The sequence below is a fragment of the Pseudarthrobacter sp. J1763 genome (assembly GCF_050490295.1).
In the GTDB taxonomy this organism is placed as follows: Bacteria; Actinomycetota; Actinomycetes; order Actinomycetales; family Micrococcaceae; genus JBNPEO01.
This window is the reverse complement of the sequence record NZ_JBNPEN010000018.1, coordinates 23,887-37,605: the sequence shown is the minus strand read 5'-3', so window position 1 is coordinate 37,605 and position 13,719 is coordinate 23,887. Positions and strand designations below refer to the sequence as shown.

Genomic DNA, 13,719 nt, shown 5'->3' with positions numbered 1-13,719 from the left:
GGCTCTTCGGAATCAAGGGTGTAGCGAGGGTCTGAAACCTCCGGCCTCGAGCAGGCTCCTGGCTGTGTAGTTCGCGAGGTTGCGGAAGCCGAGCGCGGAGCCGCGGAGGTGCTCGAGTCGGCCGTTGATCGCCTCTGTCGGACCGTTGCTCGTGCCGGGCAGGTCGAAGAACGCGAGGACGTCCGCGGCGCGCTGCTTCAACGTCCGACCGAGCCGGCGAATCTCGGCCAGCATCGCGGGGACGCCGCTGCTGACGGAATCGATCACCGACCGCATCATCTCCTTCGCCTTCTTCTTGTCGGGTTCGCGGTAGGCGGCGACGATGCGCTGGTAGATGCCCCAGGTCGCTTCGACCTCGACGTGCTCCTCGACCGCGAACACCGCGTCCAGCCGTGCGGTCTGCTTCTCGGTGAGGAAGCTCACGCCGGTGTGGAGGGTGCGGCGGACCCCGTAGAGCGGGTCCCCGGCGTGACCGCGGTGCCCGAGAGTGTCCTGCTGAACCCTCTGCCGGGTCCGGTCCAGGGCGTCACCGGCGAGCCGGACGACATGGAACGGATCCATCACCGGGACCGCGTCGGGGAGTTCCTCGGACGCGGCGGTCTTGAACCCACTGAACCCATCCATCGCGACCACTTCGATCTGCTTCGACCACTCCTTGGGCCGGGCGGCGAGCCACTGCTTGAACACCGCCTTCGACCGACCCTCGACCATGTCCAGCAGCCGTGCGGGACCTGTCTTGTTGCGGGCGGGCGTGAGGTCGATGATCACGGTCACGTACTTGTCACCGAACCGGGTGTGACGCCAGACGTGCTCGTCGACGCCGATCGTGGTGACGCCGTCGAACCTGGCCGGATCGTCGATCAGCCGCCGCTTGCCCTCGGCGAGGATCGCGGTGTTCGCGGTGTGCCACGACACACCCAGGCCTGCCGCGGCGCGGGAGACGGTGAGGTGGTCGACCACGATCGCCTTCAGCGCCCACCCGACCCCGCCGCGGGAGATCTTCGCCCGCGGCGCCGCCGCGTTCGTCGTGTCCTGCCGCCAGGTGCGGCGGCAGTGGCCGCACCGGTAGCGGCGCACCCGCACCAGCAGCGTCGTGGGCCGGTGCCCGAACGGCTCGTGCGCGAGCGGACGCGTCACGGTGTCGCGCGGCACGCCCTCGGCGCCGCACTTCCGACACCACGGGTCATCGTCAACGACGCGGCACTCGAGTACCGCCCGGTCGGGCTCGATCAACTGGCCGATGGCTTCGAGGCCGAGCTCATCGAGACGGCAGAACGTGGTGAGGTCAGGGGTCGCGAACGTAGGGTGGTGCAAGTCGAGGTCTTCCGGCAGATGGGCAGTGTGAGAACTTCCATCCTGGAAGACCTCGACGTCTATCCACGAACCAGCCGCCGACCCTCGACTACACCCTCAACTGCGAAGAGCCCTATTAGTGCCGTGCAGTTGTTCGGGAGCACCGCAAGTCACGGCGCAGCGGCGAGCAAGGGCCGAGGAGCCCTCCTGCATCTGCCGGCCGAAAAGGGTGATTCGCCATTGCAGGGGAGGCCATTTAAGGTTCGAGGAGTTTTCCGCTCTCCGGGCGCGACTTATGCGATGACGAAGCTGACCGACCTCCGCCGAGCTGTAGCGGCACGCGCTTCGGCTCGGCGGAGGTCGATCCTTGGCGGATTCAAACGGGGCGAGGTTGAATGGTTCCGCGACCCGTCGACCTACTTCGCCCCGGATCAGTGCTTCTTCGGGGTGTACAGCACAGGGGCGGGGAGCCCCGCCTCCTCGCGGATCCGCCGCGAAAGGTGCTCGATCGAACGCAGGGCATCAACGAGCGCAGGCACGGTGACCTCGAAGGGCATGCAGTGGATGGTCTCGCCCTCCGCCGTCGCACCCTCGGCGACCTTGGTGATCGTGTCGATGTCGTCCACATCGATGCCGACCTCGGTGAGGGTCGTGGGCAGCCCCACGCGAGTCGTGAACTCGATGAAGTCAACGATGTCCTGGTACGGGGCACCTTCCAGGACGAGCTGGGTGAGGCTACCAATGTTCACCTTGAAACCGTGCATGAGCCCGTGGGTCTGGGGCACCTGCGTGAGGCCGTTGTGGATCGCATGCGCTGCAGCAAGGCCACCCGACTCAAAGCCAAGACCCGAAAGCAGGATGTTCGCCTCCGTGAGCTTTTCGACCGCGGGAGTGATCAGCCCATGGCGCACTGCGTCCATCGCAGGAAGCGCATTCTCCCAAATGATCTCCCAGGAGAGCTTCGCGAGAGCCGTCCCGGTGACTGTCGCGAGGTCACCCGCGATGGTGTCGGAGAAGGACTCCGCCACGGCTTTGGCCTCGAGCCAGGTCGCGAGCGCATCCCCGACACCTGCCGCGAGGAAGACGGGTGGTGCCGCCGCGATGACATCGACGTCCACAAGGACGAGGTCGGGGTTGTGGGGGAAGATCCGGTACTCCAGGAAGTTGTGCTCGGCGGTGTAGATCACGCCGAGCGCGGAGGTGGGCGCGTCCGTGGATGCCGCCGTCGGTACCGTGACCCACCGGATGCCAGTCTCGTGCCCCGAGGACTTCGCGACATCGATGGCGCTTCCGCCACCCACGCCGACAACCACATCGGCGTCGTGCTGCTTGATGAACTCCACGAACCGGGCGATCTCCCCGGGATGGGGAATGCCTCTGAACTCCTCCCAGATGACAGGCAGCCCGGCTGCCTCGAGGCTCGCGACGACACGGTCGCCGACGAGCTCGCGGACGAAGGCATCCGAGATAATGAGGGGCTTCTTGCCGACGCGGGCGAGGTTTTCGCCGAACTGTGCGAGCGCGCCGCGCCCCTGGACGTACCGACCAGGGCTGACGAGTGTCTGAACAGTGCTCTGAGCCATAGCTGCAGTCTCCTTCGACTGGATTCTTCCGACTGAATTCTTCGAGTCGCCGCTGCGGGTGATGCGCCGCGGTTGTGCTCCACGCTAGGGTAGCCCGCGGGGTGTGCACATCGGGAAGAGCCCTACGCCGGAGGTAGGGAAAATCCGCCTTGTCCGCTCCCGCCGCGAACGGAAGGGTAATCGCGGAGCCCTTCAGGCACGCTGAAGGTTTCGATGAGGAGGCCCCGATGACACCGGAGGACGCACCCCGTACCCGAACGGAGCGGGAGGAAGGCCCCGACGCAGCGCAAGGCGATTCGCTGTATAGCAGCCTTCTCACGCTGATCTTCGGATTTGTGCAGATCCTCGCCTGCCTCGCTCTCGGAGATCTGGTGGTCGCCCTGGCCGGGGTTCCCGTCCCCGGGGCGATCCTCGGGATGATGCTCCTGCTGATCGTGCTGTCCATGAAGGGACACGTGAAGGGAGACGGGCAGGGCCACGGAGAGGGGCTCGCGGCCATCCGCGTCTCCGACCGTCTGCTGGCCCTGCTCCCGTTGCTCTTCGTCCCCGCGGGCACCGGGGTGATCGCGCTCGTGGCGAGGATCCGGCTCGATGCCCTGCCGCTGCTGGCCGGTCTCGTCCTGTCCTGGGCCGCAGGATTGGCCGTCACCGCGGTGGTCTCCCGGTTCGCCCTCAAGGCCCAGAACGGGTTCCGTTCGAGGAGAGCATCGTGATGTCGATGCTGCACGAACTCTGGCGTGTGCTCACCGATTCCCCGGTCTTCGGGGTCGGCCTCACCCTGGGAGCCTTCCTCCTGGCGAATCGGATCGCGACCTGGGTGCATGGGCACCCGCTCGCCAATCCGGTCTTCCTCTCGATCCTTCTGACCTGCCTCGGCCTCGCCCTGACGGGCGTGGACTATCAGACGTACATGACGGGGGGAGAGATGATCGGATTCCTGCTCGCACCGGCAACCGTGGCCCTTGCGGTGCCGCTGCATCGGGAGGCACAGCGCATGCGAGGCTCCTTGATCGCTGTTCTCGCCTCTGTCGTGGCGGGCGCAACTGCTGCTGTGGTCACCGGGTATCTCGTGGTGCACGTGCTCGGAGGGAGCGCGGCGGCGGCCTTGTCTATGGCTCCGAAGACCGCCACCACGCCGGTCTCGATCGCAGTCTCTGAGAAGATCGGCGGGGAGCCGGCGCTCTCCGCGGTGCTCACGATCCTTGCGGGGATCCTAGGGGCGATGGCCCTGGGTCCGGTACTAACGGCGGCGCGGGTGCACGACCCGCGTGTGCGTGGGCTAGCGATGGGTGTTGTGTCCCATGGGATCGGCACCTCGGCGATGCTCCAGTCCGAACCTCGGGCAGCAGCATATTCAGCTCTTGCGATGGCGATCACGGCGCCGGTGGTCGCTCTCCTCTCGCCCCTGCTGGTTGCAGCCTTGCTGATGGTCGGATAGTTCAGGAGTCACCCATGACACCCCACATCTCTCCTACATCTGTTTGACCTGTGCAAGATCGAGCTGGGCGAGCATGGTCCGATTGCGCACCCCGGTCTTTCGCAGCAGCGAACCGACATGCTTCTCCACGGTCTTGACCGAAATATGAAGGGCGGTAGCGATCTCCTTGTCCGGCATCCCCTGGCTCACGAGGTCTCGCACCTCGTGTTCGCGGGCCGTGAGCGCTTCCGCAGAGGGGTCGGCGCTCTGGGTCAGCCACGCGGCGTTCTCGGCATCCAGAAGGATCTCCCCGCGACCGGCAGCGATCAGGGTGCGGACGATCTGCTCTCCCGTCGCGTGATGGCTGAGATACCCCTTGGCTCGGAACCGCGTGCCCGCGCGATACGTTCCAGCGTTGGGAGCCGCGTTCGAGACCACGACTGAAGGATCTCCCGGCAGATGCAGGTTTCCCTCCGCATCTCGATCCACCCCCGATAGAACCTCGATGTCCGCGACCACGATGTCGGGCGCGAGCAGATCACAGGTCGAGACGAGAGTCGAGGGATCATCGAGTTCCCCGACCACGTGCAGGCTCGGCTCGGCAAGGTTCACTAGGCGCGCGATCCCAGAACGATCCACCGGCCAGCGACAGGCGATCAGGACCCGGATCCGATGGGCCTGCGAATCCTCGCTGCGGCTCGGCGTATCCGGAAGCTGGACGCGTACTTGGGTTCCCCATCCCGGTGTGGAGGTCACGGAGAGATCCCCACCGATCTGCTGCGTCCGGGAACGGACCTGGCGCAGGCCCTGGCGGAGCGGCGGATCCTCGGTGGCGAGCGCCGTCGCGACCTCGAAGCCGACACCATCGTCCTCGACCATCACCGTGAAGGCCAAGGGCTCATACAGCAGACCCACACGCACCTTTGTCGCCTGGGCATGGCGGACCACGTTGTTTAGCAGTTCTTGGACGATCCGGAAGGTCTGGTGCACCGTGTCGTTCGCGATCGGTCGCTCGTCGCCCACGAGCACGAGCGAAGTGTGTGCTCCGCTCGTGGACTTTATCCAGTCCAGTTCGGCGCGCACGGCGTCGTGGAGGGTGCGGCCGCCGAGGCTGTCGGCCACGGAGTCGATCGTGGTCCGCCGGGTATCCTCGAGCGCAGCCTCGGCGGATTCAAGGGCCAGATGGATGTGCTCGCCCACTCTGTTGGCATCGATTACGGCGTCGAGAGCTTGGGCGGCACCGAGGTGGGCGACCAGCCGGGTGAGGTTAGTGCTGAGGGTCTCATGCAGGTCGCGTACGGTGCGCTCGCGCTCACCGGCGATCACTGCGGTGCGCATGCGCTCGACCGTCTGACGATGGGCTTCCGCATTCACGAGAGCCAGCGCCGCATGGTCGGCGAACAGCTCCAGCAAGGCGAGATCACGTGTGGTGAAGACTGTGTCAGCCCCCGCGCCGAAGACGACGAAGACTCCGATCACGTTCTCCCCATGCAGCATCGGGACGGCAATCACCGCCGAGCGATAGCGAGTGGTCGTCGGGTCGATGTGCCCTCGGTAGACCGCTGCGTACTCGTCAAAGATCACGCCTGATCGCGCGCGCACCACCTCCCCGGTCACTCCTTCGCCGATCGGGAAGGTCTCGCCGGCCTGGCAGCCGACGCTGAGGTCGACCATCTTCGTGTAGGTCCCTGAGCGTTCGTCGACGAGAGCAATGGATCCGCTCGAGGACTCCAGTAGGGACACGGCGCGCCGGAGGATTCGCTCGAGGAGCTGGTCGAGGTCGAATTGACCAGCCAGATCTCTCGCGAACTCGCCGACGATGCGGCGCAACTGGACATGGTCGGGCATCGCCAGATGGGTCTGCGGTGCAGATTGTCGCGTGGCAGAGACGTTCATAGAGCTCCTCGTCGAGCTGGTGTGCTCGGACGCCGTCGTCCCGGGCACCAAATGTGATGAGGGTACCAGAGCCGCGCGACTTCCTTCACTGCTGGGTGACCGACCTCCCGTGGAGTGAGGACGGCGTGGCCGTGTGGGAGGCCGGCTCTGTCCTTTTTGTGGCCGGTCACAATTTGTTCAAGCAGGCACCTGCGCTGGGTCGCGCTCTTGCCCGGGCTGCGACCGGCGGCGGTCTCCGCGCCGAGCTCACGCCCGAGGCGCGCCTCGGCGAGGCCCAGAGCTAGGGCGTGTCTCCCAATCGGGGGGGTGACCCGCGATTCTGGCCGGCAAACTGTTCAGCGAGCCCACGATCGAAAAGTTGGACGTCCGGGTCTCAAAACCCCCCCCCTGACACCCTGACCTCTTCAACTTTCCCCTGCCCCCCCCCCTTGTTGGCATAGTCCACGGGTGAGGTACCGGCGACGGTGCGGCGAGTACCCGTGCGATGGTTCTGCCGTCACGATGGGGTCACGCCTGTGGCTTCCTCCAATGCCGCGGCGAGGTATCTCGCGGAAGCGCCGACGCCCTTGTCCGCGACGTGCTCGGGCGTGCCAGCTGCAACCATGGTCCCGCTGGCGTCGCCCGCACCGGGCCCTAGTGTGACTACGAGGGGCTCGCCTGCTTCGACCGGACCGGCACTTCGAACGGCCCGACCGAGGCGATCAACGGCCGCCTCGAGCACCTCCACGGCTCCGCCCTCGGCTTCCGCAACCTCACCACCTACATCGCCCGATCGCTCCTCGAAACCGGAGGTTTCCGACCACTGCTACACCCTCAAATGCGATGGGCCCAGAAACGGGCGTTATTGATTAGGCCCCAATCCGCCGCCAGGTGGCTCGCGAACAAGGACCAATCGGTCTCTCCCCCATGACGCCCGAGGAGCACACCCAACAAACGGTCGTTTTTGACTTGCAGCTAGCACCCGGCGGTGATGCGGTGCTGCGTGCTTTTGCCGATGCCTGTACCGACGCCGTTCGTTCAAACGACTTCGTGGGCCGTTACGGAGGAGAAGAATTCGTCCTGTTTCTTCCAGGAGCCAGTGGCGGCGCAGCCGAAGCCGTCACGAAGGACATCAGCCGGCGACTTGCTGCGGCGGCCCAGGCCCGCCCATGCCAACCTCCAGCTACGGCATCTCGACCTACGACGGGCAAGCAGGCAACATTGATGATCTCCTCCGCACAGCCGATGAGGCGCTCTACCGCGCCAAGGCACAGGGCAGAAACCGCGCCGAAAGCACCGCCTCTCCCAGACCGCAGTGACAACATACTTCCGGGCCATGCTGCACACGGAGGGGCAGGTTGTGATGTGGGGGGAACGAGGGTGCCGTCCACGCCTTGACATAACAGGCAGGTACCCAACTCCCCTGCCAAGAGCTGTATCCATGCTCCATGAATCCGCGAACACCCAGGTCGATTCGCTGAGTCACGCCTACGGGCAGCGGGACCGGCTCAAGACGTGCTGAGACCAAGAGCCAGTCCCGCCTTTCCTGGCGCGCGCTCTGGGGTGAAACACACGTTCCCTCCCAACAAGGGCAGAGCACGCACCGTGGCATCATCATCTGTCATGACGTATCTGCGGACAACGCCTTCCAGATGAACAGCCCAATGTGACGCAACGAAAGGTTGTGAATCGTCCAATCGATGTCTGAACCTGTTACCCGTACTGTCGAACGCGGAAAGTCCGCCGGTCCCCCACCGGCGGACTTTCTTGCTGCCGGGGGCATCCTTTCCCCGAGGAATGGCGTGCCGGAGCCGGCGACGTGGTCGAAGACGACAGCCACCACCACCGGCTCCTTGGCTCTCTCTTGAACAGTGAAGACTAATAATTACGTCCAGACATAATTATTTTTTAAGGCGATCCCTGACTGCTTCATCTAGGAAGTCGATGATCGAAAGTCCGTGCTCAGCCACATAGTCATCCATCTCGTCTCGGAGTTCGATTTCTATCTTTGAGGAGAAGGGTTCCATCCGGCGTTTGCTCCGAGGGCGACCCGGTCCGGGACGCCTGTTTGAGGATGATCGAGGAGCATCTTCCGTCGGTTCAGATGCCTGGGCACGCAAAGGTTCTGTAGCCTGCGCTTGTTTGCTGTCGCTTCGGGAGGTCAGAACATCGACTACGTCCGCAGCGGGTGCCTTGCGGATTGCTGATTTTCTCTCTACTGGCATCAGTTGACTCCATCGATGAAGCGAGCATGCTCGACGAACTTTTCGGTCATGATTACAGCTCCCCTGCTGTTGAGCTTTGTAAGAGGCGCTCTCGAGCTGACCGAGTCCTGCATCGCAGTCCTGAGTGGAAGGTGGGGGCTCCTTACGTCCTGACCATAGGCAGCCTCCAATTCGCCGATTTGGAAGGCATGCTCTCCGGTGAGGGGTGAACTGGTCTTGTTGATGATGATTCCCAAGAACTCAAGTGCCGGATTCAGGTGCGGTAGCGACTGCACTTTCTTCACTGTCTCCAGGAATTCGGTGACTCCTTTAACGGAGAAGGCCGCAGGCTCGGTTATAGCCAGGACTCGATCAGCCCAAATAAGGCCGTTAAGCGTCAGACGACCCAATGCGGGAGGAAGATCCAAAAGAATGTGATCGTATCCCGCCAATTCCTCGGCACCCCATGCGGCGGTCTTCAACCGCAGCTCAGGAGTCATGAGGCTTTCCGATTCCAGCCGCGCAAGCGATTCTGAGCTGGGAATGAGATCAATGCCAGGCCAGGAGGTCTCTGTGATGGCCTGACCCAAAGTGCCGGCATCTCCCCCATAAAGTACGTCGAAGATGTCGAACTCACCTGAGCCTTCAAGTGCCTCGGTGACGTTAGCTTGAGGGTCCAGATCAATTACCAGCACCTTTTTGCCAATCAGCTTGAGACCAGTGGCAAGACCCAGTGTCACAGAGGTCTTACCGACCCCGCCCTTTCGGTTCCCTATCGCAGTTACTTTCACAAGTCACCTCAGTCGTAATTAATAAATCTATCTATCTGCCATCTATCAATCCGTCAATCAATCTATCTTTACGTCATGACGTATTTATCTCCGCCTGACCCGCATCCATGGCACCGCGAGTCGAAGCAGGGGCATCTGTCTATCAATCTATCTGTCTATCTTTACGTCATGACGTATTTATCTCGGCGCGTCGCCCCTGGAAATCGAAGCTACGGAAAGGGAAGCCTTCCCCCGACCCGGCGCTGCCGGGGAAGCGACGAGGAACTTTCCCTACGTCACGTGGGGGCCCAGGGCTCGCCAACGCAATGTCCGGGGGAGTGCCGGGCTTTCAGGCACCCCATGAAGTTGGACGAACAGGTTTTAGTGCCGCAGTGCTGTCAGAACTGATAAATACGTCTGGATTTATTACATGTGCCACAAACGCAAAGAAGAGCCCAGTCCTCTGGGACGGCGAAACACAAGGGCGATACGGGACTAAGCCCGCATTGGAGCGGCCATCGATTGAGCGGGGGATCGCTCCGAAGTTGTCCGCCCTTCCAACCCCGGCGTTTCCGGATTCAAATGTCCGAGTGCCCATCACCGTACGGAGAAGATCCGTCATGCAGCTCTAGGGGAGCGGCGCATGAATAAATACGTCCAGATTGATTCTCTCCGCTTGCGCCTTTGCCTGACCGCGGGCGATACAAGCTAAGGAAGCCCTGGGCCAATGTCCATAAGGCCGTCGAAGTCCGGAGCAGCCAATATTGTTCCCGTTCGACATCGTAGGGATCCGCCTCTACTCCCTTCCCTATTCATGTCGCCTCAAGCGGCATACCAGATTGCCGCATCGTCGGGTGGTAGCCAGTACTCGTCCCGTTCTAGGTCAAATAGGTCGGCCTTTTGTACCTGGGTGGTAAAAAACCGGTCTAGGTAGGCGTGCCAAGCAGCGCGTTCATGTCGATTACGGCTGATCTGTTCAAGATAGTCGTCCATGACACCGAGTCGTGCCGCGAGCATGCGCAGGTTGACTGTAGTGGTCTTCCATCTGTGTCCTTGGCGTTGGATCATACCTAGGGCTTCCATCTCTGCCAGCGCTGCCGAGCATGCATTCCGGCTGACACCAGTAGCCCGCACGAGGTCCGCTGTGGTGGGAGCGTCCCGACCACGTTCAATAGCTTCGTACACCAGCGCTGTGGCGTCGCCAAGCGCCCGGAAGACAGGACGGATGGCGTGGATTTTTCCTTTTCGCCAGGATAATTCCCGAGCCAGTTGTTGATACTGCTCAGGAAGTTGGATGAGGTAAACGTCGGCGGTTTTGTGGCGTGCGTCCGCAACTTTGGTCAGGATGCCATCGGAGGCGGCAACCAAAACGGGCAGAAGCCGGGCGATCGTGACGTGGTGTTTTCCCATTGCGGCAGCAAGGGTTCGGCAGCCAACGTCGAGAACGTCAGTTTCCTTGGCTCTCATGTAGCCCAGTAGCCCACGAATGAGCAAGCGGAGACTAAGGCCCTGCCGGCCTCTGCTACGCAGTCTGTGGTCGACGACTGCGTAGAGGATATTTTCCAGGTCATTCACGAGCTGGTGCACACCAGTGCTACTGAGTTTCCCTGCCCCCCCTGTGGTTAAAGTCGGGCTTGTGTTGTTAATATGGGCAGCCTTTTTCCTCTGTTTATGCGGGTCTCGTTTCTGCAGCGCTTGGGTGGAGGTGAAGGACTGGGCTTTGGCCCACTCATAGGGCAGGAGTCGTGCCTGGCGTTGAGGGGTTCCATAGAGCGCTGCCAGCCCGGGGAACTGGCCGGTGAGTTCGTTCTCGACGTGTTCTAGGGACCAACCACAGGCGCTGAAGTGATTCAGTACAGCCATCCGGGCTTCGGACGGACTCTTGTACCTAGCCGTGTCATACAGGCCAGTACGTGCCACCCTGCGCAGCGGAGACTCACTGGCCACGGTGAGTGAGAGCTGCGGCAAGAAGCCATTTCGCTGTGCAGCGACACTCCTGGCAGCCCTGGCTTTGAGTGCACGCTTACGGGTCAGTTCCGGAGCCAGAGCGGCCCGAAGCTCCACCAGTGCAGAGGCTGGGTTCCGGCGGCGCAGGATGTCGTAGGCCTGGGAGAGTGGAGTGACGAGGGTTTGATGGCCGCCGGCCTTGTGCACCGATCCAGGGACACGGATACATCCGTCCGTGATGTTCTGGTGCGGACTCGGGTCCAGGCTCGTCGCTGTAAGCGCCAGCGCTTCCACCAGCTCCCTGGCTTCGGCTGCGTCCATACGATCCCGCAGCGGGATGTAAACGTGCCGGCCACCACTGGGGGAGAAGTCCTCAACAAAAAGCACCCCGCATGCCGACAACAACCGGCCCACCCGGGCAGCGTCCGCATCAACCACACCCTTGAGGGCCTTGGACGTGTCAAAATCCAAGCACAGCGTGGCAACACGGCCATCCGGCCCATGCACCATCACCGCCGCAGGACGCTCCGGAAGCGACCGTGTGATTTTCGGCGTGGCCCGCGGCCGCGGGTACTGAAATCGCGAACCAACCCACCGACCCAATCGGTACGAAGGTGCGCCAGCAATCATCGGAGCAAGGCTCCATGCCTCTTCTGGCTTCACATACGGCGCGACACCCATAAGGGCATGCGTTGACGCCGATACCGGTTCCGGTACCATGGTGTGCAGTAGTTCCTTTCGAGGTAACACAAATGGCACCCACAGCGTGGGTGTTGTCAAAAGTTCAGATCGTGTCCCGCCAAGAACTGGATCTGGACTTAATGCTTCCGAGAAGGCCCGCCTAGTGCGGGCCTTCCTCTTTTAAGAGGCGATACGGCCGATAGGCAGTTCCTCCTGACCGCTAACGAATGTCATGTCGATAGCGGCGAGCTTCTCAGCAACGGCATGTGCGATGACCTCACTAGCCGACTGCCCTTGGTGATCTGCAACAGCGAACAACTTTTCTGCGTCTGCAACGGGGAGCCGGGTAGTCAGAACATGACGGTCCCCTTTAGAAGGGCGTCCTCCGCGTGCGCGTTTCTGAATTGCCATGCCCCTCACGTTAGTTTCTGAAACGCTGGGGACCGGACATAAAGTACGGCGTGTCGGCTTCATCTCTTTTAGAAGCCTTTTGCGACGGCGGCGGCTGCGGCGAGCCAGGCTCGTTGGGTGGCTGGCTGGAGTGCGTCGTAGCGGATGGGTCCGTTGACCAGGGCGGGGTCGTAGGGGATGCGGACAACGGCGCGTACATGGGGGGCGAAGCCGTCAGCGATCCGTCGGGCCTCGTCCTTGGCGCGCTTGAGCGCATCACCGCTCATGCTGCGCTTGGCGTCGGTGGACTCGGACACGATCACGACGGCGTTGCGGGCCAGTTCGGCGTCGTGGCCGCCGCGGGATTCCAGCGTTTGGAGGGTCAGACGCGCGGCTTCGGCGCGGTCTTCGATGGCTGTCACGGGGACCACGAGCTGGTTGGTGTGATGGATCATTCGCCGCCAGTTGGCGGCGCGGGCCGTGTTTCCGGAGTCCATGACGATCAAACGGTAGTAGCGGGTGAGTACCTGGTGGGCGATGTCCACCTCCTCTGCGGTCACTTCGTGGTCGCCCTCCTCGTTTTCGTCCGAGCGCAGGACGTCAAACTTGTCTGAGGTCTGGTGGTGGACGAACTGGGCGATCTCGGCTGCTTGGGCGCTGGGGGAGAGCAGGGCATGGGATGAGTCGATGAGGTCCAGGACGCTGTTGTTGTGGCCGCCCTTTTCGGTGCGCCAGCCGAGGGTGCCCTGGGATTCGTTGTTGTCCCAGGCGACGGTCGCCGCGCCGCTGTAGCGGGCCAGAATCGCGCTGAGCATGACGACGGTAGGGGTCTTGTTCGCTCCGCCCTTGCGGTTGACGACAGCTACAGTGCGGGGGCCCGGCCAGTGCTGGCTCACTGTGCGGATGTCCTCGCGTTCGGCCAGCTCTTCAGGCGAGGGGTCCATGCGGAAGCCCAGGCGGCTGAGAACGCCACGCCAGCCGCGCGTGGCCGGCTGGAGCACGGGCGCGCTGATGAGGAATGAGGTGTCTTTGAGGCTGCGCTGAGTGGCAGGCTCAGCTGCAGCTGCTGTGGCGGCCCGTGCGGGTCCCTGGGCGGCCGCGTGTTTAACAGCTGCATCGAAGGTCACTGGCGCATCGTCGGCAGGGCGTGTCGGCACTTCTTCGGCCGGAGAGGCATCGGGCACCGAACCTGGCGTGGGAGCAGGCGCGGCCGTAGTCGTGGCCTTGGCTGTTTCGGGCGAAGGGGCTGCCGTAACGGGCAAGGTGTCCTGCTCCCGCTTGGGGGTGGGCTTGATCGGAGCGGCCTCGCTGACAACACCTTCGGGGGAGACGATGATGAGGCCCTGCCCGTCCGGATCGGTGGTGCTGACGCGGACGGGTCGGCCGAGCTGAGCAGCGGTTTCAGAGATGAGGCGTAGCGCCTCGCCAAGGACAGCGGCTTCGTCGGCGGCCTCGATAGCGTGGGAGGTTCCGTTGATGGTGACTTCGCCGGTTCCGTTGGTCCGCAGAACGGCGTTGATCTTGGGGAAGTCGAGTGCTTGAGTTTCCATCATCTGTCC

At 63.1% G+C, this 13,719-nt stretch carries 10 protein-coding genes and 3 pseudogenes; 6 read left to right on the top strand and 7 right to left on the bottom strand.

Annotation, left to right across the window (positions count from 1 at the left end; all coding sequences use genetic code 11):
• Positions 1–12 precede the first annotated feature (12 nt).
• Together ACQQCD_RS13315 and ACQQCD_RS13310 are read right to left on the bottom strand one after the other, a co-directional pair.
• A complete protein-coding gene (locus tag ACQQCD_RS13315) occupies positions 13–1,314 on the bottom strand; it encodes an ISL3 family transposase (protein WP_364275828.1) in 1,302 nt (433 codons plus the stop codon).
• Positions 1,315–1,724: 410 nt separating this feature from the next.
• Positions 1,725–2,876: a glycerol dehydrogenase gene (locus tag ACQQCD_RS13310; protein WP_364274412.1), complete on the bottom strand. Its 1,152-nt coding sequence runs from the start codon at positions 2,874–2,876 to the stop codon at positions 1,725–1,727.
• A 227-nt stretch (positions 2,877–3,103) separates the two neighbouring features.
• Here ACQQCD_RS13310 and ACQQCD_RS13305 point away from each other — a divergent pair, with 227 nt between their 5' ends.
• Together ACQQCD_RS13305 and ACQQCD_RS13300 are read left to right on the top strand one after the other, a co-directional pair.
• Positions 3,104–3,589, top strand: a complete 486-nt coding sequence (locus tag ACQQCD_RS13305; RefSeq protein ID WP_364274409.1) for a CidA/LrgA family protein — start codon at positions 3,104–3,106, stop codon at positions 3,587–3,589.
• A complete protein-coding gene (locus tag ACQQCD_RS13300; RefSeq protein WP_364274418.1) occupies positions 3,589–4,314 on the top strand; it encodes an LrgB family protein in 726 nt (241 codons plus the stop codon). Before ACQQCD_RS13305 ends, ACQQCD_RS13300 begins: the two co-directional genes overlap by 1 nt.
• Before the next feature lie 33 nt (positions 4,315–4,347).
• Here ACQQCD_RS13300 and ACQQCD_RS13295 read toward each other — a convergent pair whose 3' ends face one another.
• Positions 4,348–6,189 carry a GAF domain-containing protein gene (locus tag ACQQCD_RS13295; RefSeq protein ID WP_364274406.1) on the bottom strand — a complete coding sequence of 614 codons (1,842 nt, stop codon included), beginning with the start codon at positions 6,187–6,189 and terminating at the stop codon, positions 4,348–4,350.
• Positions 6,190–6,254: 65 nt separating this feature from the next.
• Here ACQQCD_RS13295 and ACQQCD_RS13290 point away from each other — a divergent pair.
• The 4 genes and pseudogenes from ACQQCD_RS13290 to ACQQCD_RS13275 form a co-directional block, all read left to right on the top strand.
• Positions 6,255–6,473, top strand: a pseudogene (locus ACQQCD_RS13290) (amino acid oxidase); the annotation flags it as partial.
• A 368-nt stretch (positions 6,474–6,841) separates the two neighbouring features.
• A pseudogene (locus tag ACQQCD_RS13285) lies at positions 6,842–7,006 on the top strand (transposase); the annotation flags it as partial.
• 89 nt (positions 7,007–7,095) lie between these two features.
• Positions 7,096–7,269 (top strand): annotated as a pseudogene (locus ACQQCD_RS13280) (diguanylate cyclase); the annotation flags it as partial.
• Between the two features lie 68 nt (positions 7,270–7,337).
• A complete protein-coding gene (locus ACQQCD_RS13275) occupies positions 7,338–7,487 on the top strand; it encodes a diguanylate cyclase domain-containing protein (RefSeq protein WP_364274796.1) in 150 nt (49 codons plus the stop codon).
• 905 nt (positions 7,488–8,392) lie between these two features.
• On the opposite strand, the gene ACQQCD_RS13270 is transcribed toward ACQQCD_RS13275, so the two are convergent.
• The 4 genes from ACQQCD_RS13270 to ACQQCD_RS13255 form a co-directional block, all read right to left on the bottom strand.
• A complete protein-coding gene (locus tag ACQQCD_RS13270; protein ID WP_307310768.1) occupies positions 8,393–9,163 on the bottom strand; it encodes a ParA family protein in 771 nt (256 codons plus the stop codon).
• Positions 9,164–9,964: 801 nt separating this feature from the next.
• The gene (locus tag ACQQCD_RS13265) at positions 9,965–11,809 is read right to left on the bottom strand and encodes a hypothetical protein (RefSeq protein ID WP_364274799.1); all 1,845 of its coding nucleotides are present in this window, start codon (positions 11,807–11,809) and stop codon (positions 9,965–9,967) included.
• Between the two features lie 141 nt (positions 11,810–11,950).
• Complete coding sequence (locus ACQQCD_RS13260) at positions 11,951–12,181, bottom strand: hypothetical protein (RefSeq protein ID WP_430268792.1); 231 nt, start codon at positions 12,179–12,181, stop codon at positions 11,951–11,953.
• Positions 12,182–12,249: 68 nt separating this feature from the next.
• Entirely contained in the window at positions 12,250–13,713 is a 1,464-nt protein-coding gene (locus ACQQCD_RS13255) for a MinD/ParA family ATP-binding protein (protein ID WP_364274801.1), read from the bottom strand.
• Positions 13,714–13,719 lie beyond the last annotated feature (6 nt).